This window comes from Rubrobacter marinus, assembly GCF_011492965.1.
In the GTDB taxonomy this organism is placed as follows: Bacteria; Actinomycetota; Rubrobacteria; order Rubrobacterales; family Rubrobacteraceae; genus Rubrobacter_F; species Rubrobacter_F marinus.
Genome location: NZ_CP045121.1, coordinates 1,581,836 through 1,599,349, shown reverse-complemented (window position 1 = coordinate 1,599,349; position 17,514 = coordinate 1,581,836). Strand labels below are relative to the sequence as shown.

General features: G+C 66.3%; 17 protein-coding genes. 8 read left to right on the top strand and 9 right to left on the bottom strand.

The window, feature by feature from the left end; genetic code table 11:
- Positions 1 to 3 precede the first annotated feature (3 nt).
- Complete coding sequence (locus GBA65_RS08165) at positions 4 to 2,346, bottom strand: penicillin acylase family protein (RefSeq protein WP_166396150.1); 2,343 nt, start codon at positions 2,344 to 2,346, stop codon at positions 4 to 6.
- A gap of 344 nt (positions 2,347 to 2,690) precedes the next feature.
- Here GBA65_RS08165 and GBA65_RS08160 point away from each other — a divergent pair, with 344 nt between their 5' ends.
- A complete protein-coding gene (locus GBA65_RS08160) occupies positions 2,691 to 3,140 on the top strand; it encodes an antitoxin Xre-like helix-turn-helix domain-containing protein (protein ID WP_166396149.1) in 450 nt (149 codons plus the stop codon).
- 33 nt (positions 3,141 to 3,173) lie between these two features.
- On the top strand, positions 3,174 to 3,626 hold the full coding sequence (locus tag GBA65_RS08155) for an RES family NAD+ phosphorylase (RefSeq protein ID WP_166396148.1): 453 nt from the start codon (positions 3,174 to 3,176) through the stop codon (positions 3,624 to 3,626).
- A gap of 358 nt (positions 3,627 to 3,984) precedes the next feature.
- Here GBA65_RS08155 and GBA65_RS08150 read toward each other — a convergent pair whose 3' ends face one another.
- Positions 3,985 to 4,413, bottom strand: a complete 429-nt coding sequence (locus GBA65_RS08150) for a hypothetical protein (protein ID WP_166396147.1) — start codon at positions 4,411 to 4,413, stop codon at positions 3,985 to 3,987.
- A gap of 179 nt (positions 4,414 to 4,592) precedes the next feature.
- Here GBA65_RS08150 and GBA65_RS08145 point away from each other — a divergent pair, with 179 nt between their 5' ends.
- Entirely contained in the window at positions 4,593 to 4,823 is a 231-nt protein-coding gene (locus GBA65_RS08145; protein WP_228281752.1) for a helix-turn-helix domain-containing protein, read from the top strand.
- A gap of 480 nt (positions 4,824 to 5,303) precedes the next feature.
- On the opposite strand, the gene GBA65_RS08140 is transcribed toward GBA65_RS08145, so the two are convergent.
- A complete protein-coding gene (locus tag GBA65_RS08140; protein WP_166396145.1) occupies positions 5,304 to 6,827 on the bottom strand; it encodes a M81 family metallopeptidase in 1,524 nt (507 codons plus the stop codon).
- A 463-nt stretch (positions 6,828 to 7,290) separates the two neighbouring features.
- On the opposite strand from GBA65_RS08140, the gene GBA65_RS08135 reads away from it, so the two are divergent.
- From GBA65_RS08135 to GBA65_RS24150, 5 genes are all read left to right on the top strand, one after another.
- Complete coding sequence (locus GBA65_RS08135; RefSeq protein WP_166396144.1) at positions 7,291 to 7,992, top strand: hypothetical protein; 702 nt, start codon at positions 7,291 to 7,293, stop codon at positions 7,990 to 7,992.
- Positions 7,989 to 8,606 carry a hypothetical protein gene (locus GBA65_RS08130; protein WP_166396143.1) on the top strand — a complete coding sequence of 206 codons (618 nt, stop codon included), beginning with the start codon at positions 7,989 to 7,991 and terminating at the stop codon, positions 8,604 to 8,606. The genes GBA65_RS08135 and GBA65_RS08130 overlap by 4 nt, the downstream gene beginning before the upstream one ends.
- A gap of 124 nt (positions 8,607 to 8,730) precedes the next feature.
- Entirely contained in the window at positions 8,731 to 10,047 is a 1,317-nt protein-coding gene (locus tag GBA65_RS08125; RefSeq protein ID WP_166396142.1) for a hypothetical protein, read from the top strand.
- Positions 10,035 to 11,396 (top strand): M20/M25/M40 family metallo-hydrolase, encoded by a 1,362-nt coding sequence (locus tag GBA65_RS08120; RefSeq protein ID WP_407691051.1) that lies wholly within the window; start codon positions 10,035 to 10,037, stop codon positions 11,394 to 11,396. The genes GBA65_RS08125 and GBA65_RS08120 overlap by 13 nt, the downstream gene beginning before the upstream one ends.
- 253 nt (positions 11,397 to 11,649) lie before the next feature.
- A complete protein-coding gene (locus GBA65_RS24150) occupies positions 11,650 to 12,630 on the top strand; it encodes a universal stress protein (RefSeq protein ID WP_228281749.1) in 981 nt (326 codons plus the stop codon).
- Positions 12,631 to 12,886: 256 nt separating this feature from the next.
- On the opposite strand, the gene GBA65_RS25125 is transcribed toward GBA65_RS24150, so the two are convergent.
- From GBA65_RS25125 to GBA65_RS24140, 6 genes are all read right to left on the bottom strand, one after another.
- Positions 12,887 to 13,012, bottom strand: coding sequence for a hypothetical protein (locus GBA65_RS25125; RefSeq protein ID WP_266096560.1), 126 nt, complete (start codon positions 13,010 to 13,012; stop codon positions 12,887 to 12,889).
- Between the two features lie 129 nt (positions 13,013 to 13,141).
- Complete coding sequence (locus tag GBA65_RS25120; RefSeq protein ID WP_266096579.1) at positions 13,142 to 13,291, bottom strand: hypothetical protein; 150 nt, start codon at positions 13,289 to 13,291, stop codon at positions 13,142 to 13,144.
- A 362-nt stretch (positions 13,292 to 13,653) separates the two neighbouring features.
- Positions 13,654 to 14,547 (bottom strand): universal stress protein, encoded by an 894-nt coding sequence (locus tag GBA65_RS08105; RefSeq protein ID WP_166396140.1) that lies wholly within the window; start codon positions 14,545 to 14,547, stop codon positions 13,654 to 13,656.
- 31 nt (positions 14,548 to 14,578) lie between these two features.
- A complete protein-coding gene (locus tag GBA65_RS08100) occupies positions 14,579 to 15,481 on the bottom strand; it encodes a universal stress protein (RefSeq protein WP_166396139.1) in 903 nt (300 codons plus the stop codon).
- A gap of 130 nt (positions 15,482 to 15,611) precedes the next feature.
- On the bottom strand, positions 15,612 to 16,511 hold the full coding sequence (locus tag GBA65_RS08095; RefSeq protein WP_166396138.1) for a universal stress protein: 900 nt from the start codon (positions 16,509 to 16,511) through the stop codon (positions 15,612 to 15,614).
- Between the two features lie 3 nt (positions 16,512 to 16,514).
- Positions 16,515 to 17,477 (bottom strand): universal stress protein, encoded by a 963-nt coding sequence (locus tag GBA65_RS24140; protein ID WP_228281747.1) that lies wholly within the window; start codon positions 17,475 to 17,477, stop codon positions 16,515 to 16,517.
- Positions 17,478 to 17,514: the final 37 nt, after the last annotated feature.

The following is a 17,514-nucleotide window of genomic DNA, read 5'->3' as shown; positions in this document are numbered from 1 at the left end:
AACTTACGGCCCCTTCGGCTCCAGTACGATCCTCGCCTCGGTCGCCTCCTCGACCTCCTCCCTCGAGTACAGGAGCGGGAACGCTCCTCCCTCGGCCCAACCCTCGAACAGGTCCGAATAATGCTGGCTCTCGGGGTCCCCGGACTGACCCGGCGAGTTCATGAAAAGGGAGCCGTCCCACTCCCCGACGTCGACCACGATGCGGAAAGACGAGCCCCCGGTCTGGCGGAAGTCCGCCCGGTAGGCGGTGTTGCCCACCGTGTCCCCGCTCCCCCCGCGCGGCGCCGGCCCGACGTTCAGCCGCTCGCGCTTCTCCTCGTCGACGAGCGCCGAGAGGGGGTGCGTAAGGAGGGAGTGGTGGAGCCTCCCCCATTCCCATCCCTTCCGGTCGGACCCCAACAGCCCCTCCAGGTGCTCGACCGCCCGTCCCAGGCTCGACACCACGATCTCCACCAGCGTCTTCTCGGGCTCGGGGCCGAGCCTCCCGTCCGGTTTCTCCAGGAGGTCCAGGTCCGCCCGGGCGTCCGCCGCCAGGTCCTCGAGCGGCGTTGCCGCGGCGACCGCATCGGCCAGCTTCTCGGGCGGCACGGTCCCCTCCAGCGCCCTCTCGAAGAGCGCGGGCCGCAGGTAGAGCCGGTACCACACCTCGAAGAGCGCCGCGGGCGCCGAGTCGGGCGAGAGCACGTGGTCCCAGCCCCGCAGCATCCCCAGCGCCTCCTCGGTCTTCGGGTCGTCGCAGCGCACGCCGTCCAGCCGGGCGCAGATGCGTCGGGCCGGCACGGAGAGGTGATCGTTCTGCAAGCTGACGGAGTCCCCCAGCGCGTGGCCCTCGACGCCCTCGAGCGCCTCGGAAACCCGCTCGTAGCGGTAGGGGGCGTACCACTCGAAGCCAACCCCCTTCTCCTCGTGCGGGTAGCCCTCCGGCAGGTTCATCTGGTTGGCGGTGGCGACCCAGCCCCGTTGCGGGTTGAACTCCACCGGCAGCTCGTCGGCGTCGAGGAAGCCGTCCCACTCGTAGCGCCCGTCGCCGGGGACCGGCAGGAGGCCGTCCCAATTGGGCCTCCTCGGCACCAGCCCGCCCGGCTTCCAGCCTATGTTGCCCGCATCGTCGGCGTAGACCTGGTTCTCGCCGGGCGAGCCCCACCGGTTCATCGCCGCGAGGAAACCGTCCCAGTCCTTCACGCGCATGTAGTCCATGCTGCCGAGGTAGGGGGCCATCCCCGGCTCCAGCCACGCCGCCCTGACCGCGAAGGCCACGTGCTTCCCGGGATCCTCGTAGACCACCGGCCCGTGACGGGTGAACTTCATCTCTACCTCTACCGGCTCTCCGTCCCTCACCGGCACGCTCTGGTGCTCGACCTCCATCGGCTCCCAGCGCCCTTTGTAGCGGTATTCGTTCGGGTTCTCTGGATTCGTCTCGTAGACGTAGAGGTCCTCCTGGTCGATGGAGAAGATGGTGAGGCCGAAGGCGATCTTGCCGTTGTGGCCTATCGAGATGCCGGGCAGGGCGGGCTCGCCGGCCCCGATCACGTCCATCCCCGGGGCCGAGAGGTGGGCCACGTAGCGTAAGGAGGGCACCGAGAGCGCCCGGTGGGGATCGTTGGCGAGGATCGGACGCCCCGTTGCGGTGCGCGAAGGGGAGACCACCCAGTTGTTCGAGCCCTCCGGGGGCTTCTCGGCCCCCGCGGGATTCGCTGCGACGTCCGCCCCGAGCACCGGCGGGGTGGTGGCGAGAGCGTACACCGCGAGAACGTCGTCGGGGATGAGGGAGAGGTCGAGCCCCTCGGGCACCTCGACCTCGCGCGGCGGTTCCAGGCGGCTCCTCAGTTCGTCCGTCTCGGGGCCGAACTCCCGCAGGACGCGGGCGCGCTCGGCTTCGAAGGTCAGGTTTTTGTAGAGGCCGTGGCTCCGGATCCGGGCCACGTCCTCCGGTGACCAGTAAGCGGGCCGGTATCCCGCAAGGCGGAACTCCTCCGGGAGGAGTTTGGGATCCTCCTCGGTGAGCCTCACGTACTCGTTGACGCCGAGTACGAAGGCGGCGACGACGCGCTTCGTGTCCGAGCCGTAGGAGAGCCACTCGCGGCGCATCTCGTCCCGGTAGAGGAAGAGCCTGGAAGCCCTATCCTTCTCGACGAAGGAGGGTCCGAAGGCCTCGGCGAGGAGCCCGAGGCCGCGCCTGCGCCACAGGTCGATCTGCCACAGGCGGTCGCGGGCGGCGTTGAAGCCCTGGGCGAAGAAGGCGTCGTCGGACGAGGAGGCGTAGACGTGCGGCACGCCCCATCGGTCCACGAGGATCTCGACCGGACCGCTCAGGCCCTCGACGGCATAAGGGTGCTTGGCGTCCATTCACGCTCCCTCCTTGATTACGGAACCTTGCCGTGCTTTCGCCTCTAGGCGGGCGGCTGCGCGAGCACGAGCACGAGCGTCCGAAGAGCCCGAAGCGACGGAGTCAAGCTTCCTCCTCTTTCCATCCCGAGAGGATTTTAGGTCGGCATCGAGACTCGAACAAGCGCCGCCCCCCACGCAGCATGGGATCTGGCACGGCCGTGCGTGCGCCGGCGGAGACGCCGGTAGGTCCAGTCACTTGAGCAGTCCCCACAACCCGCGAACCTATGCCAGGTGACTCTTAAGGGCCAAATGTCCTATGTATTGTAGACATGGTGCATGTTCTTCTTGGAGAGGCGCTCGTTATGGCGGAGACGATCAGGGACGGCTCCCGGCTTCCGGAGACCGAGTTCGGTCTGCTCGGGATGGAGGAGGAGGTCGGGACGAACGAGGAGCTGGTCCGTAGGGTGGGCGAGGGCTTCCCGTACGAGGTCCTCGAGAACTTCAGGGAGAGCGTCGGGCTGGGCGCGGGAGAGGTGGCCGACCTCGTGCAGATCGACCCGCGCACCTCGAGCCGCCGCAAGCGGAAGGGCAGGCTCCACCCCGACGAGTCCGAAAGGGTCTCGAGGCTCTCGCGCGTCTACGGGAGGGCGTTGGGCCTCTTCGGCGGCGACCTCGACAGGACCGACCGCCGGCTCTCCACCCCGAAGGTCGCGTCGGACGGCGAGGCGCCCCTGGACTACTCGCGCGTGGACGTGGGCGCCCAGGAGGTCGTGGCCCTCATAGGGCGCATCGAGCACGGCGTCCCGTCCTAGGGCTAGGCACGATTCCTGGCCAACGTTACGGCGTTGCGCGTCTGCGCGCCGAGGTACGCGGACACGGCGTTCGGCAGGGCGGGCGCGCGTCTTTACGGGGGACGCTGGAACAGCAAGGGCAGGGCGGTAGTCTACGCCTCGGAGATCGTCTCGCTCGCAGCCTTGGAACAGCTGCTGCACGTGGAGGACCCTGCGGTGCTGGACGCCTTCGTGGTCGTCTCCGCGACCCTGTACGGGGACGCCATCGCGGTTCTGCCGCCCTCTTCACTGCCGGACGACTGGCGGACCTACCCCGTCCCGCCGTCCACCCGGAGGCTCGGGGACGTCTGGCTCTCGGAGGGCCGCTCGCTGGCCCTCAAGGTCCCGAGCGTCACGGTGAGGGGCCAGCACAACTACCTTCTCAACCCGGCGCACCCAAACTTGGCGAACATCGACGTCTCCGAGCCGGAGCCGCTGGATCTCGACCCCAGGATCACCGGCCCCTAACGCCACCCGGTCACACCGCCGGTGAACAACGGGCCTACCAAATTACAACAAACCGGCGCTCACAATTCCCATTGCCGCCACAAGCCCACTATGCTTGCGACAAACCCTCGAACCCTCCGCGAGTTGCCTGCAAAACGAGGCAAAAAGAGAGCCGACGAGCGGACTCGAACCGCTGACCTGCTCATTACGAGTGACATTCGGCCGTGTTTCGCCTGGTACCGCCGGATGACGACAAGTACCGTCTTTGCAGGTAAATCGTACATTATAATGTACGCGTGCTGTCGCAAAGCACCGCCCCGTGTCGCTCCTACTGCTGACGCTACTGCTGACACCGCTCACTAGAGTGCTTCCACGTGCGCTAACCTCCTTCATCGCGCCGAACACGTCCGTTGTCCGCGGCGCGGTGCAGGAAGCCTTCGTGGACGGACACGTTGAGGTCCGAGTCTTCCAGTCCCCGTTCGATCTCCGCCCGGACCTCCTCGTAGGCCCCTTGCTGACGGTCCTCGATCCTGGCCACCATCTCGGGCAGTTCCACGGCATTGGAGGTTGTCCTCGTGTAGGAGAACCGGTCCCTCCCATGGGCGAAGGCGGCAACTACGTAACGTCTTACCAGCGGGAAGCCATAGTACGAAGGGCGTCGATCCATCGTCTTGGCCACGAAGATCGCCCTCCCGGAGGAGCCGTATCCTTGCCAGCCAAGCGATCCGTCGCTCCGCTCCTTCAGCAACCGCAGGAACTCTCCCAAGCTCGCGGCCTCCACCTCGAAATCGGGCTCGGCGTCGGACATGCCCTCTCCCCTCTCCCAAAGGTCGTCCGGTCCCTTCCGAGCACCCCTATTGGGCGACAATATCCGGAAGGGCACCGCAGAGGTGATCCACAAACCACCGTTTTGCAGGTTTTACTATGTTTGGTCTATAAACTCTTGGCGCGCGGCTCCCTACGCTCGGTCACATGGCCGAGGAGGAGTTGGCGAAGAGGTTCGGGGAGCTTGTGCGACGCCTGCGCCGGGAGAAGGGCTACTCGCAAGAAGACTTCTCCTTCAGGGTGGGGCTGCACCAGACCTACGTCAGCTCGGTCGAGCGGGGAGAGAGGAACGTCACCATCGGGACCGCGGACCGCATAGCGAGGGCGCTCGACACTACTCTGGCGAGCCTTTTCGGCGAGCTCGAACGCAGAACGGACGAGGGCGAGCGATGATGTCGCGAGGTGTCGTCCTGCCGAGCCCTGTCGTCCTGCATTCTATGAGGCGTTCGAGATGCCCCTTTTCAAATAGGTTGCCACGCTGCTTTTATCGAGGTGGGCGTGCTTCGGTGCTGCGCTCTGGGAGAGCGCATCGCCTTAGCATTTGGGGGCGGAAAATTTCCGGCTCCCAGGTCGAAGGCCAGCTCGGCCGCCACCGCCTCTAGTAGCGCGGTCGACCTACGCTTTCCCCTTCGACGTGCCTCTCCGAGCGAGATAGTCGCTCAAACGAACGCCTCTCCATCGTCGAGCTATCCTGCCCTCTTGGCCGTCACCCTCGTACCCAAGATTTTGTTCCCCCTTCCTCTAGCAACACTCGTCGTCCTAAGCACAAATCTACGCCGCACGTAAGGAGTGGTCAGGAAACGTTGCGAGGAGAAGAAGGCCGGCTTTTCCAGTCCTTCCAGGAGTCTTGCCGCTACGCCTGTCCTTGACCGCCTACAGCTTGTCCAACGGATAGATGGGTCGGCTCACGCTCTCGAAGGGCAGGCGCTCGAGGTTCTCGGCGCACGGTCCTGGGAGGTCCAGAATATAGCTGGCCTTCGCTATGGGTCCGTATGCTAGCCTGTGCTCTGTAGCAGCCTTGACGGCGATCACGAAGAGATCTTCGGGATCGACGCCCTGGCTCCGCCACTGCGCGAGGTCGAAGGGAGGCGTCCTGCGGCTTGTCAGTAGTATGGTCACGCCCCCGTGCCGGACGAGGGCGCACGGGCCCATGTGAATCTCTCTGCTGGATGACCCGGCAAGGGTGCCTTCCCGAATCTCCGCCTCGAACCGGCCGTGGCTTCTAGACAAGACCTCCACCTCGAGCGGCAGCGGCTCCGCCCAATCCCCCCCGCTCTTACCACCGATTACCAGCGCATGGCGCCCGCCAGGATCAGCATCCTCTAGGGTCACCACACTCTCCGGGTCGTTGATGATGACGCCTGCCTTGGGCACGTCGTGCTCCACTAGCGCGCGCAAGACCTGCGTTCCGTCCCCCGGTGCCCCCGCCCCCACGTTGTCCGAAGACTCGATGAGGAGCACCGGCCCCTCGTCGTGGCTGTCCAACCGCGCCATCGCCTCTTCCAACGCCGAAAGGGTCGGCGTACTCGCCTCGCGCAAGGAGGACGCGACCACGTTGAGCTCCCTTAAGGTGGCGCGCGCTAACTCTAGGTCGCCGTCGGTGACGGCGGAGAAGCTCACCCCCGCCTCGGGTACATCCGCATACGGGAAGCCGGCGAGCACGTTAACGGCCGGTGTACTCGGGAGCTCGGCCTCTATGCGGCGAGCGCGCTCTTCCAGCGCGCGCATGGGTAGCGAACCCGTGTCTACAGTACTCGGAAGCCACATGAGCGGTGGGTGCTCCCAGAGCGTCGTCGGGCGGTGCTCGGTACGCATCAACCCATCCAACAAAAGGGCCGCGTCCTCTGCGGCTTGCTTGGCGTCCGTGCCCAAACTTCTGCGGTAAGAGATGAGGCCGTCGGATTGGCGGGCCATGGCTTCGGTGAAGTTGGCGTGAAGGTCGAACACACCGCAGACCGGTGCGTCGGAGAGGTGGTCTATACCTCGAATACGCCGCAACACCTCGCCCTCCACGTCATTCAAAGACTCGCTAACCATAGCCCCGTGCAGGACGAGGAAGACCCCGTCGACGCCTTCGTCCGTCTCCGCGTCCGCGACCGCCCGGAACTCGGCCCAGAAAAGTTCCACGACGGCGTCCGCGACCGTGGCGCTAGACGGGGCTCGCAGATCCACCACGGGCAAGAGTTCCCATCCCTTGGCTTGCGCGACCTCAAGTACCCCAGCAATCGAAGAGGCAGCATCCTCGACACGAAGCATGTCTTGACCGCGCCGAACCTCGAAGTCTCCTAGATTCGTCTGTCCATCGGCGAAGGTGTTCGTTTGATGGACGAGCCCGGCCAGGAGGACCCGGAGCCTTGCGCCGGTGTCGTCACGTGGCTGTGTGTATAGCCTAGTCATAACCCAGGCTCCTTTGCTGAAAGCGGACGGCGAGTTGCGGCCTCCTCAAGCGCTTTGGAGGGCCGTTCCTTTGAGTGGAGCGACGAGGAGCTACTAGAAGTCCGCCACCCATCGTCGGCGCCTCCGAGAGTTGCGTCGGGCCCTGTAGACAGCTCCACCTAGAATCAGTTGTGAAAGGCAAGAGCGAGCTCCCCCCGCTTCGCTCACCAGACCCCACATCACCTAAGTTAGCGACGTGACCTGCCTCGCTCGACTGTATCTCAAGGACAGGGTCGGTTCAACAATTGACTGAAGTTTTCTCAGTCTCGATTTCAGCCAGTTTCAGAAAGCAGGCACTTGATGATGCGACGTGTTGTAGAGTCTGTGGACAATAGTTAGTCCATTGGACTTTTCCGACGTTGGATAGGCGGAGGAGTACCGGGACGAACGCGAGGAGTACCCAAGCAGCGGTAGGAGAGCACGGTTGGGCGCCTACTCCGAAAAGTTCAGGATCATGCTCAAGCTCATACCCCACCCGGACGGCGGCGAGTGGACGGGGTCCAAGATGGAACGAGCCACCGACCGCAGGGTTCAGGCCTCCTACTTCACCTCCTTGAGGGACGGGCACATAGAGATCCCACGGGCGGACAAGGTGGAGGCGATCGCGCACGCCATGCGCTTCCCGCCGGAGCTGTGGTTCAAGGGCCTTTCGTGGTGGGAAGCGCTCTACGAGCGTTGGGAGGGTGGAGGTGACGTAGCTGGGACGCTAGGACAGAGAGAAGTGGTAAACGCAGGCAGGCACGTGAGCGAGCGCCTCAACCGGCTCCTGGACGTCGCGGTGAATGAGGGAACCGGGAGGCCCTTATCTGACGAGGAGGTGGCCAATCTGTCCGGGGGGAGGCTTCGAAAGGAAGACGTATCGGCGATGCGGGAAGGCCGTCTCAAGGATCCGACTTGGGCGCAAATCCTGGCGCTGTGCGACGTGTTCGAGGTGGACCCTGCGTTCTGGTCGGAAATAGAAACTCGTTGGCGTCCTTCGGCGGAGGTACTCAGGGGCATCGAGGACCAGGATGCGTACGTCGTCTTTCGTAATAGCGTCCGCCTCTCCCCGAGTAACAGGAGCATGCTGCGGATGCTGTCGGAGCATTTAAGGCGGGAGGAACGGAGGGGTGGCGAGGAAGGATGAGGACGAGCCTTACCAAGGCCTATAGGCTACTCGGTAAGCATCTCAAGGAGATCGCCGGCTTTGGCGGTCCCTCCATGGATGACTTCCGGCTGGAGTTGGCCGAACTCAACCTCCTCGGACGGGCATTTGGACCTCTCGATTATGCCCGCGCTCTGGAGAAACATTTCTGCATCCGCATCGAGATCGAGGACTTCCCGGATGTACGCCTTGAAAATGCAAGGCGGGAGGCTATGCGAGAGGGAACGCTCGCGGAGGTCTTCTACGCGGAGGAGCGGGGCGAGGCGTTGGTCCTCGTCCGGGAGAGCCTACGCATGCGTCCGTGGCCCGCGTACGATCTGGCGCTCTACCATGAGCTTTCCCACGTAGCAGCTCGCCACCCCGAGCGGATAAAGGACGGCGACGGCCTTGGTCGGTTGGCGAACGGGGGGCGGTTCTTGGCCGGCGCTTCGAAGCTCGTTCGCCCTGCGACGGCCGGCGGAGGTAAGCGAGAGGACCGCGAGGAACTGAGAGAGAAGGTGTACGAGCCCGAGGCCAAGAGGCGTGCTCGTTGGCTCGTGCTTGCCAGCACCTACCCGAACTTTTTCGAGAAGGATGGTGCGAACCGGTTGAGTTAGGGGGACGATCCGGCTGAGTGACTACCGAAACCTGCAGCTCGTACAGGCCGGGCTTTGCCTCCTGGCCCTGTTGGTTCTCTGCTCCTACACGTTTCTGGTACGCGAGAAGGAGCGACCGCCGATTGTGTGGTTCGGCGCGGTGATGGCGGTCAGCGCCGCCCTCGCTTTCGGCGCCGTCTTCCTTGTTTCCTGGGTGAATCTACCGTGGGGCGAGTCGCGGCTCGAGATGGCGACCAGGCTGCTCAGGGAGGTTCCGGCGGTTTCTATCGTCGGCTATGGCTGCCTCGTACAGGTGCGGAGGTACAGGGGCGTCAGAAACCGTCGAGCCGTTAGAGGATGGTTTGAGCAATCCCTCCTACTCTTGTCGGGGGCATTGCTCCTCGCCGGCCTGCTGAGCGTGCTCTTTCCCTACCCGATCCTGAACCTTCTGGAGCCGCTACCCCCGATGGCGCTGCTCATCGATGCCATCTGGATGGTTCCGTTGGGAGGGTTTTCGGCCCTTTCGGCGTTCGTTTTCTTTGAGGCGATCGGCCAAGAGCTGCCCAGCTTCAGGCAACGGATTCAGAACTTCTCCGCCGGGCTAGGGATGTGCTGTATCTCGGTGATCGTTTGGGACGCCTTCCTGGCCACCTGCATAAGGGTGCTCGGAAGACAAGACTGGGTCATCTGGAACGCGTGGATCGTCGCCGAGGCACAGGTCGCTCTGGTCGGCGTCGCGGCCATGAGCTTCGCCGTCGCCGTCGTTTCTTTCCGGGCGCGCGACAGGTGCGCCGACGCTACGGGACGCTTCTTGCGCTTCGTCGAGGTAGTCGACGAGATGTCCGGTGTGGTGGAGAACTCTCCTATCTCCAAGATGAAGCTCTCTACCCAGTACGCGAGCCTCCTCGAAGCCGGCGGAGAGGAGATGCTGAACTTACCTGCTGCAGACATGCGAAAGATGGACGACGCCTTTCGCATCTCGGTCCTTTGGGCGAGTCGGAGGCAGCGACAAACGGCAGCGCGCTTATTGCACCTGGCCCGCGTCTACGACGAGGATCTGGCCCAGATTCGCGAGCAGAATTCGAACGAGCCATCCCATAGCGGGCAGCGCGAGCGAAACGAGGGACTCGACGACATAACGGGTGGTACGAGCCCCCTAGGCTCCGGCCCGTCCGCGATGAGCGCGGTACTGGAGCTCGCATTGCAGTTGCTGGAGGAGACCGAAGACCGAATCTCCGGAAGGGGCTTACGAGACGCCCCTTACTGGGCACAGCTTTGTGGCATGGCACTGGCGGATGGAGCCGTGCTTGGTCCTCACCAGAAAGAGGGCATCCTGACGGGGGCGGCCGTCGACGAGAAGGTTCGCGACGCATACATGCTGGCGAAGTGGAAGGTGAGCATGGTCAGGTTGGGGTCCGGGTCAGCTGATTCTACTGACGGGTGGTGGAGGTGGCAGACTTGAACGGGCCTTCGCAACCGAACGACGACCCTAGAGAACTCTATCGGGATCCGGTAGGCCTGCTCAGGCGGCTCATCCGCTTCGACACGACCAACCCTCCGGGCAACGAGGCGGCCTGCGTGGGCTACATCGAGAACCTGTTGTCTAAGGCGAGGATCGAGACGAGGCTCCTGGCGAAGGACCCGCGACGCCCCAACCTCGTCGCCCGGATACCCGGAGGCAAAGCCGCGCCGCTGCTACTGCACGGACACGTCGACGTGGTTTCCGCTGACGCTCGGTACTGGCGGCATCCGCCGTTCGAGGGGACGCTGGAGAACGGGTACGTGTGGGGCCGCGGGGCCCTGGACATGAAGGGGGGCGTCGCCATGCTGCTCGCGGCCTTCCTGCGCGCCAAAGTCGGAGCGACTCCCCTGCCAGGAGACGTGATCCTCGCGCTCGTCGCCGACGAGGAGGCGGGCGGGAATCGGGGGTCGAAGTACTTGGTCGAAGAGCACCCTGAGCTCTTCGAAGGCGTGCGCTACGCCATAGGGGAGTTCGGCGGCTTCGCCTTGCACCTTGGGGGGCGCAGGTTCTACCCTATCCAGGTCGCCGAGAAGCAGCTGTGCCGGCTCAGGGCGACGGTGCGCGCCCAGGGCGCCGGGCACGGCGCCCTGCCGCAGCGCAACGGCGCGATGGCTAGGACAGGACGCCTGCTCGATTGCCTCGACCGGCGCCGACTTCCCGTTCACATCACCCCCGCCGCCCGCGATTTTTTAGCCGCGCTGGCTCACGGCCTGCCCTACCCGACAGGAGGCATCGTGAGGAGGCTGCTTGGCTCCTCCGCCACGGAGCGAGCTTTGGGCCTGCCCCCGAGCCTGGGACAACTCCCCGACGCCCTTCTTCGCAACACTGTCAGGGCGACGGGGGTGCGGGGTGGCGGGAACCCGCATAGCGTCCCGGAAGAGGTCGTGGTGGACCTGGAAGCCCGGTTGCTCCCCGGTTTTGGTCCCGCAGACCTTATCACCGAGCTCGCGGGGCTTGCGGAGAACCTCGACGTTCTGTTCGAGGTCCTTCGCTACGACCCCGGCCCGCCGCCTTCGGACATGAGTCTTCTGCCGGTTCTCGAGGGTGTTCTGCGAGAGGCCGACCCGGGCGGCATTCCGGTACCGCTCCTGGCCGCCGGCGTCACGGATGCGCGCTTTTTCGCGCACCTTGGTATCCAGACCTACGGCTTCTTGCCGATGAACCTTCCGCCCGGGGGAGCGCGTCTTCTGAAAACCATGCACGGAGCTGACGAGCGCATCCCGATGGAGGCCCTAGCATTCGGAGCAAACGCAATCCACGAAACGCTGCGGCGCTTCGGCGGAGGGTAGTTCGCAGTCACTGTTCTGCGTCAAACCCGCGTCAGGATGTTTCGGCTAACGATTCGAACCTTGCAGTATCCGTCGGACAGGTGCTCGCGATTTAGCTCGATCTGAGGGTGTTCGTGGCACAGGAGGTGGGGATCGACGACGTGGGCCACTTGGTCAAACCTGACCAAGTGAATGAGCTCCTTCGCTCAGGCTACGAGAGCCGCCCCTCCTTAAGATCGAGACGATAACGAGGGCGACCGTTGGAGGAGGAGACGTGTTCCCTACGAAAATACTGCTGGCCGTCGATGGGTCCGAGGAGTCGATGCGCGCCGCGCGCAAGGCGACAGCGCTGTCGAGAGGGTCCGGTTCGGAGCTGCACGTCGTTTACGTGGAGCCGGTAGACATAGCCGGCCCCGAGCGCGAGATCTACCCGCTGGAGACCCGAGAGGATCTTTTCGGAACCTTCGGGCGCTTTGCTCGGGAGAGGCTCGATGAGCTGACGGAGGAGGTCAGGAAGAGCGGCGGGGACATCACCCAAGCTCACGCGAAGGTCGGAAGGCCGGACAAGGAGATCGTGCGCCTTGCGGAGGAGCTCGGGGCAGAGCTGGTGGTCTTGGGGAGCCGGGGATTTGGGACCATAAGGCGGGCGCTACTGGGCAGCGTCTCCACAAGCGTCGTCCGCCTCGCCCACTGCCCCGTGCTCGTGGTGCGTGGGGACGAGGTAGCGGAGCAAGATCGGGCGTTCACGAAGATCTTGCTGGCGGTCGACGGGTCTGAAGAGTCCAGGGCCGCGGCCGACGCCGCGGCGGAGATCTCGGAGGCGACCGCGGCCGAACTTCACCTCCTCTTTGTTATGGAGACGGCGCCGCTCAACCCCTACGCGCCCTACCTCGGTCCCGAGGCGTGGGAGGTCAGCGCGGATGTTCTCGAGAAACGCAATGAGAAGATGCGGGCTTTCCTGCGCAGGGAGGCCGAGCGCGTGGAGGCGAAGGGCATCGAGGTAGAGGAGGCGCACCTGACCTCCGGGGTGCCGGCCAAGGAGATCGTTGGAGCGGCAGAGGAGCTCGGCGCGGACCTCGTCGTTCTGGGGAGCCGGGGCCTCGGAGCGGTCAAGCGGGCCCTCCTGGGCAGCGTCTCGGACTCCGTCGTGTGCCACGCCCACTGCCCCGTCCTCGTGGTCCGCGGCAGAGCTCAACAAACGGAAGAACAACCGGCTGACGTACAGGCGCGGACCGCCGAAGTGAGTCCGGGCTAGGCGGAGATAGCCACGCCGCGAGCTCGAGGCGGATGCGAACCATGGCAGGAGGGCCTCTCTGCCTGACGTGCTCATCTACGCGCGCGGAGGCCCCGGCAGGGTAGGACCCGCGGAGCCGGTAAGGCTCCTGTGTCCCTCTCCTGACCTTCCCCGGGTAGCTGCGTCCACCTGTCATCTTCCCGGCGCACCGAGAACGAGGAGGGTTTGAGCTACACGTGGTGGTCCGTGCGGCATAAGTGAGGGGTTGTGCGAGTTGCTACCGGAGGAGGAATTGGAAGGCGACCATCGCCGCCACCGAAAGCGTCGCCACCACGGCCACCTCGTTCGGCGAGGCCTCCTCCAGCGCGTCCGGGACGAGCTCGGAGAAGACCATCCAGATCATGGCTCCCCCGCGAAGCCCAGGCCGATCGGCAGCAGGGGCTCGAAGAGGGCCACGAACAGGAACGCCGGCACCGCCATCAGGGGCTGGGGAGGCTCGAAAAGATGCTCCACAGGGCGGCCCGCGCCGCGCTCACCCCCGGGGCACGAGGACCAGGCTTATGGCGAGCCCCTCGGGGACGTTGTGGACGGCGAGGGCGAGGGCGATGAAGAGCCCGAAAGCCTCTCCCCCGCCGAACGCCACCCCGATAGCTACCCCCTCGGTGAACGAGTGCAGCGTCATGACCGCCACGATCAGGAGCGCTTTGCGCGCCCCGCGGCCCCCATCTCCTCGAAGCCCGCGTGGATGTCCCCTTCTGGACGAAGATACGCGAGAGGACGATGAAGGCGAGGCCGAGCGCCGTCCCGAGGAGGGTTCGCCACAGCCCGTAGGCGACCCCCTCATAAACGAGCCCGAAGCTGGCCGCGAGCATGAGGCCCGCCGCGAGCGCGTTGGAGGCGCCGAGCCAGCTCCGGCTCATGTCCTTGGCGAATAGAAACGGGAGCGCCCCGAGCCCGGTGGCGACCGCTGTCAGGAGCGCGAGGAGGAAGACCTGCAGGGGCCCCGCCATCGGTGGCCGCTACCCCTCGAACCCCATCGCGCTGCTACCCATCCCGCGCGGGGCAGACCAGGATCGGGCCCCTTGCGACGTGCAGCACCTTGGTGGCGACGCTGCCTAAGGTCGCCCGGCGAACCGCGCCCAGGCCACGACGTCCCACGGCTATGAGGGACCTCTCCGGGGCGTCCCCTTCCTCTGCGGCCGAGAGGAGGCAGACGGTGGGGTCGCCGGAGGCGACGCGCAGCTTCGGGCGGGAGCCCAGAGCCCCCTCGATCTCTTCAATTTTCTCCCCGAGGTTCCGCTCCCCTGTCTTGAACCAGCCCTCGTCGTCGAGCATGCGCGCGGTGACGGTGTCCCCCTCCACGTCGACCTCCATAAGGGAGGGATAGGTCTGCACGAGGAGGCCCCTGGCACCGTAGACCCCGCCGACCTTGGCGCCCATCTCGACGGCGGCCCTCGCCTCCTCCGAGCCGTCGTCGCCCAGCACCACCCTCTCGGGCGGCCATGCGTCGGGCCCGTCCCGGACCACGAGCACGGGGCATGCGGCACCGCGGACGACCCCCTCGGAGACGCTGCCTATGACTATCCTCTCGACCGGCCCGTGCCCACGGCTGCCCAGCACGACCAAGTCCGCCTCGATCTTCTCCGCGAGGCCCAGGATCGCGTCGGCGGCCCTGCCTTCCTGGAGGTGCGCCTCAGCTACGGCGCCGCCGGCGTCCTTTATGCGCGCCACCCCCTTGGCCAGCAGCTCTTTGGCCATGTCCTTGTAGTAGGCCCTGATCATGGACTCGAAGTGGGCCGAGGGGAGGGAGTGCCAGGCGTGCACGACGTGCAAGGGGGATCCGAACCTCTCCGACAGGTCGACGGCGGCCCGGGCGGCGAGGGCCGCGTCGTCGGAGCCGTCGGTGGCGAGGAGTATCTTTTCGGGGAGTGAGTTCATGCGCGTTCCCTTTCCGGCTTCGTCGGCGCCTTTAGCGGGCGCGCGGGTGGATCAACACGGGTCCTTCGGCGGCGTGCAGGACCTTCGTCGAGACGCTGCCGAGCCTGAAGCGCCCGACCGCGTCGAGCCCGCGACTGCCCACGGCAACAAGGGTCTTGCCTTCGTCGCCCTCCGCCGCCGCCTCCATGATGCAGCCCGCGGGGTCGCCGACGGAGATGCGGACCTTCGGCCTGACCCCGACGGAGCCTTCCAGTTCGGCCGCACGTTCTTCGAGGGCCCGCTCCTCGCGGCGGAGCGCGTCGTCCACGCGGCGCGCGTCGAAGCCGCGCCCCTCGGCGTCTTGCTCTGGGAGCTCGGGGTAGGCCCTGACCAGGAGCCCCCTTGCGCCGTAGAGCTTGCCTATGGCGACGGCCAGCTCGCCCGCTTCCTTCGCCTCCTCGGAGCCGTCGTCGCCCAGGACGATACTTGCGGGGGGCCAGGCGTCTGGATCACCACGCATCACGAGCACGGGGCAAGGAGCGTCGTGCGCGACGCCCTCGGAGACGCTGCCCATTACGAGGCGTTTGACGGGCCCGAGCCCACGGCTCCCCATAACGATCAGGCCGGCCCCGATCTCCTCGGCGAGGTCGAGAACCTCGTCCGCCGCCGAGCCCCTCCTCAGGTGCGCCTCGGCAACCTCCACGCCCCCTCCCCGCGCACGATCCAACTCCTCGTCGAGCAGCTCGCGCCCCTCCCTGTCCTGCTCCTGCACGACGAGGGCGTAGACCTCCGGGGTAACCCCGGGGTAGACGTAGTGTGGAAGCCGGGCAACCACGTGTACGGGGTGGAGCTCGGAGCCCGCTTCTCGCGAAAGGTCCGTCGCCGCTCGGAATGCGAGCCGGGCGTCTTCGGAGCCGTCGGTCGCCAGCAAGATCCTCGCGGGAAACTGACTCATGGGCGTAAGGTCCTTTCTGAGTAGATTGCAGCGTACTTCGGTCGTGGCACGGTGGATTCGTCCCCTCCGTCGTCGGCTTCCCCCTTCTGCGAGTGCGGTCGCAGCAGACGTCCCCTCGTCAGGCGAGCACTCATCCTCCATCGTTTCCGAGATGCGGGTAGATCAGGATCGACCCGTCGGCCACGCGCAGGACCTTGCTCGAGACGCTCCCGAGCCTCAGGCGTTTGATGGGGCCGAGGCCGCGGCTCCCCATCGCTATGAGGGCCGGACCAGCGTCCTCCCTGGCCGCCCGGATGATGGCGGGGGCGGCCTCACCCGCCACGGACCGCACCTCGGGCTGGCTGCCCAGGATCCTCGCGAGTTCCCGGGCCCGCCTGTTCAGGGAGCCACGCCCCTCGAGCCGGTCGTCTACGATCCGGGTAAGCAAGAAGGGCCCCTCTTGGACGAGCTCCTTGCGGCGCGGATAAGCCCGCACGAGGATCCCTGCGGCCCCGAACAACTTGCCGATCGCGGCGGCTAGCTCGCAGGCCCGCTCGGCGTCGACCGAGGCGTCGTCGGCGAGGACGACGCGGGACGGGGGCCAGGAGCCCTCCCCGTCGGCGACGAGGACCGGGCAACGCGCGTGGTGGACCACGCCTTCCGAGACGCTCCCGAGGAGCAGGCGGCGCATCCGGCCCATTCCGCGCCTTCCCAGCAGGATCAGACCCGCTCCCAGATCCACCGCGAGGTCCAGGATCGTGTCGACGGGAGGGCCCTCGCGGAGGTACTTGCAGCGGATCTCCGCTCCGGCCTCCTCGATCCCCGAGGTCTGGGCATCGAGGATCTCTCGGGCTTCCGCCTCGTAGGGCTCGCGGTGGACCTCCGGCACGGCGCCGGGGTAGACGACCGGTGGGATCACGGGGCGCCAGGCGTGGACGACGTGCAGCTCCGAGCCGGTTTTTGCGCAGAGATCGACGGCGATGCGGGCCGCGAGCTTCGCGTCGCCGGAGCCGTCGATGGCCAGCAGTATCTTCTTCGGGAGCCCGGCCATCGCCTACGACGACGCCCCTTGCCGGGCCTCGTCACGCGCGTCGGTGAGGTCATGTTTCCGGTCGCGCTCGGGTTCGCGCACCACGAGGACGGGGCAGTGGGCGTGACGAACGACCGAGTCCGACACGCCGCCGAGGAGTACGCGACTCATCCCGGTCAGGCCCCGGCTGCCGATCACGACGAGGGCGGCGCCGAGCTCCTCCGCGAGCTTCACGATCTCCCCGTCGGGCTCGCCGAAGCGCAGGTGGGCGTCCTTGATTCGTCCCCCTTCGGCCTCTATGCGTTCGGCCTGGCGGTCCACCCACGTCCTGGCCTCACGCTTGGCGTGTGCGAGCTCCTCCTCCCACGTCTGCCAGGTGCCCGGCCCCGGGTAGGGCAGGCGCGGGTTCGTGTCGAGCACGTGGACTGCGTGGAGCTCCGAGCCCGTGGCGTTCGAGATCTCCACGGCCGTCCGGGTGGCGGCGCTGGCCTCCTCAGAGCCGTCGAGGGCCAGGAGGATCCTGCCGGGCAACTCGCCGCCTCCCTCGCCCCGCGCCACCAGGACGGAGCCCGGGAAGTGGCGGACGACGGAGGCCGAGACGCTCCCCATCAAGGCGCGCCGCAAGGGGCCCATGCCGCGGCTCCCCAGGACCACGAGGCCCGCGCCTATACCCTCGGCGATGCGCACGATCCCCGCGTCGGGGCGGCCGACGTCCACGTGCGCCCCCGCGACCTCGCCGCCGATCGCCTCTGTCTTCGCCACCTCCGCGTCGAGCTTCGCCCTTGCCTCGCCTTCGGCACGCTCGACCAATCTCGCCTGAAACTCGGGGTCGAGAATCTCGGTCTCGGAGGCGGCGTAGAGGCTCGCCACGTGCCCGACGTGCGCCACGTGCAGCTCGGAGCCGAGCGCCCTGGCGAGCGAGGCCGCCATCCGGGCAGCGCGCTCGGCCTCCGGGGAACCGTCGGTAGCCAACATAATCTTGCTCACGAACATAGTCTTCTCCTTCCCAGGTGCATTGTTCGCG

Bases quoted from the DNA above. Each gene is read 5' to 3' on its own strand.
- GBA65_RS08160 (WP_166396149.1), top strand. From the start codon at position 2,691: ATGGCGGAGACGATCAGGGACGGCTCCCGGCTTCCGGAGACCGAGTTC.
- GBA65_RS08095 (WP_166396138.1), bottom strand. From the start codon at position 16,511: ATGGCCGGGCTCCCGAAGAAGATACTGCTGGCCATCGACGGCTCCGGC.
- GBA65_RS08150 (WP_166396147.1), bottom strand. From the start codon at position 4,413: ATGTCCGACGCCGAGCCCGATTTCGAGGTGGAGGCCGCGAGCTTGGGA.
- GBA65_RS08165 (WP_166396150.1), bottom strand. From the start codon at position 2,346: ATGGACGCCAAGCACCCTTATGCCGTCGAGGGCCTGAGCGGTCCGGTC.
- GBA65_RS25125 (WP_266096560.1), bottom strand. From the start codon at position 13,012: ATGATCTGGATGGTCTTCTCCGAGCTCGTCCCGGACGCGCTGGAGGAG.
- GBA65_RS08130 (WP_166396143.1), top strand. From the start codon at position 7,989: ATGAGGACGAGCCTTACCAAGGCCTATAGGCTACTCGGTAAGCATCTC.
- GBA65_RS08140 (WP_166396145.1), bottom strand. From the start codon at position 6,827: ATGACTAGGCTATACACACAGCCACGTGACGACACCGGCGCAAGGCTC.
- GBA65_RS08100 (WP_166396139.1), bottom strand. From the start codon at position 15,481: ATGAGTCAGTTTCCCGCGAGGATCTTGCTGGCGACCGACGGCTCCGAA.
- GBA65_RS08105 (WP_166396140.1), bottom strand. From the start codon at position 14,547: ATGAACTCACTCCCCGAAAAGATACTCCTCGCCACCGACGGCTCCGAC.
- GBA65_RS25120 (WP_266096579.1), bottom strand. From the start codon at position 13,291: ATGACGCTGCACTCGTTCACCGAGGGGGTAGCTATCGGGGTGGCGTTC.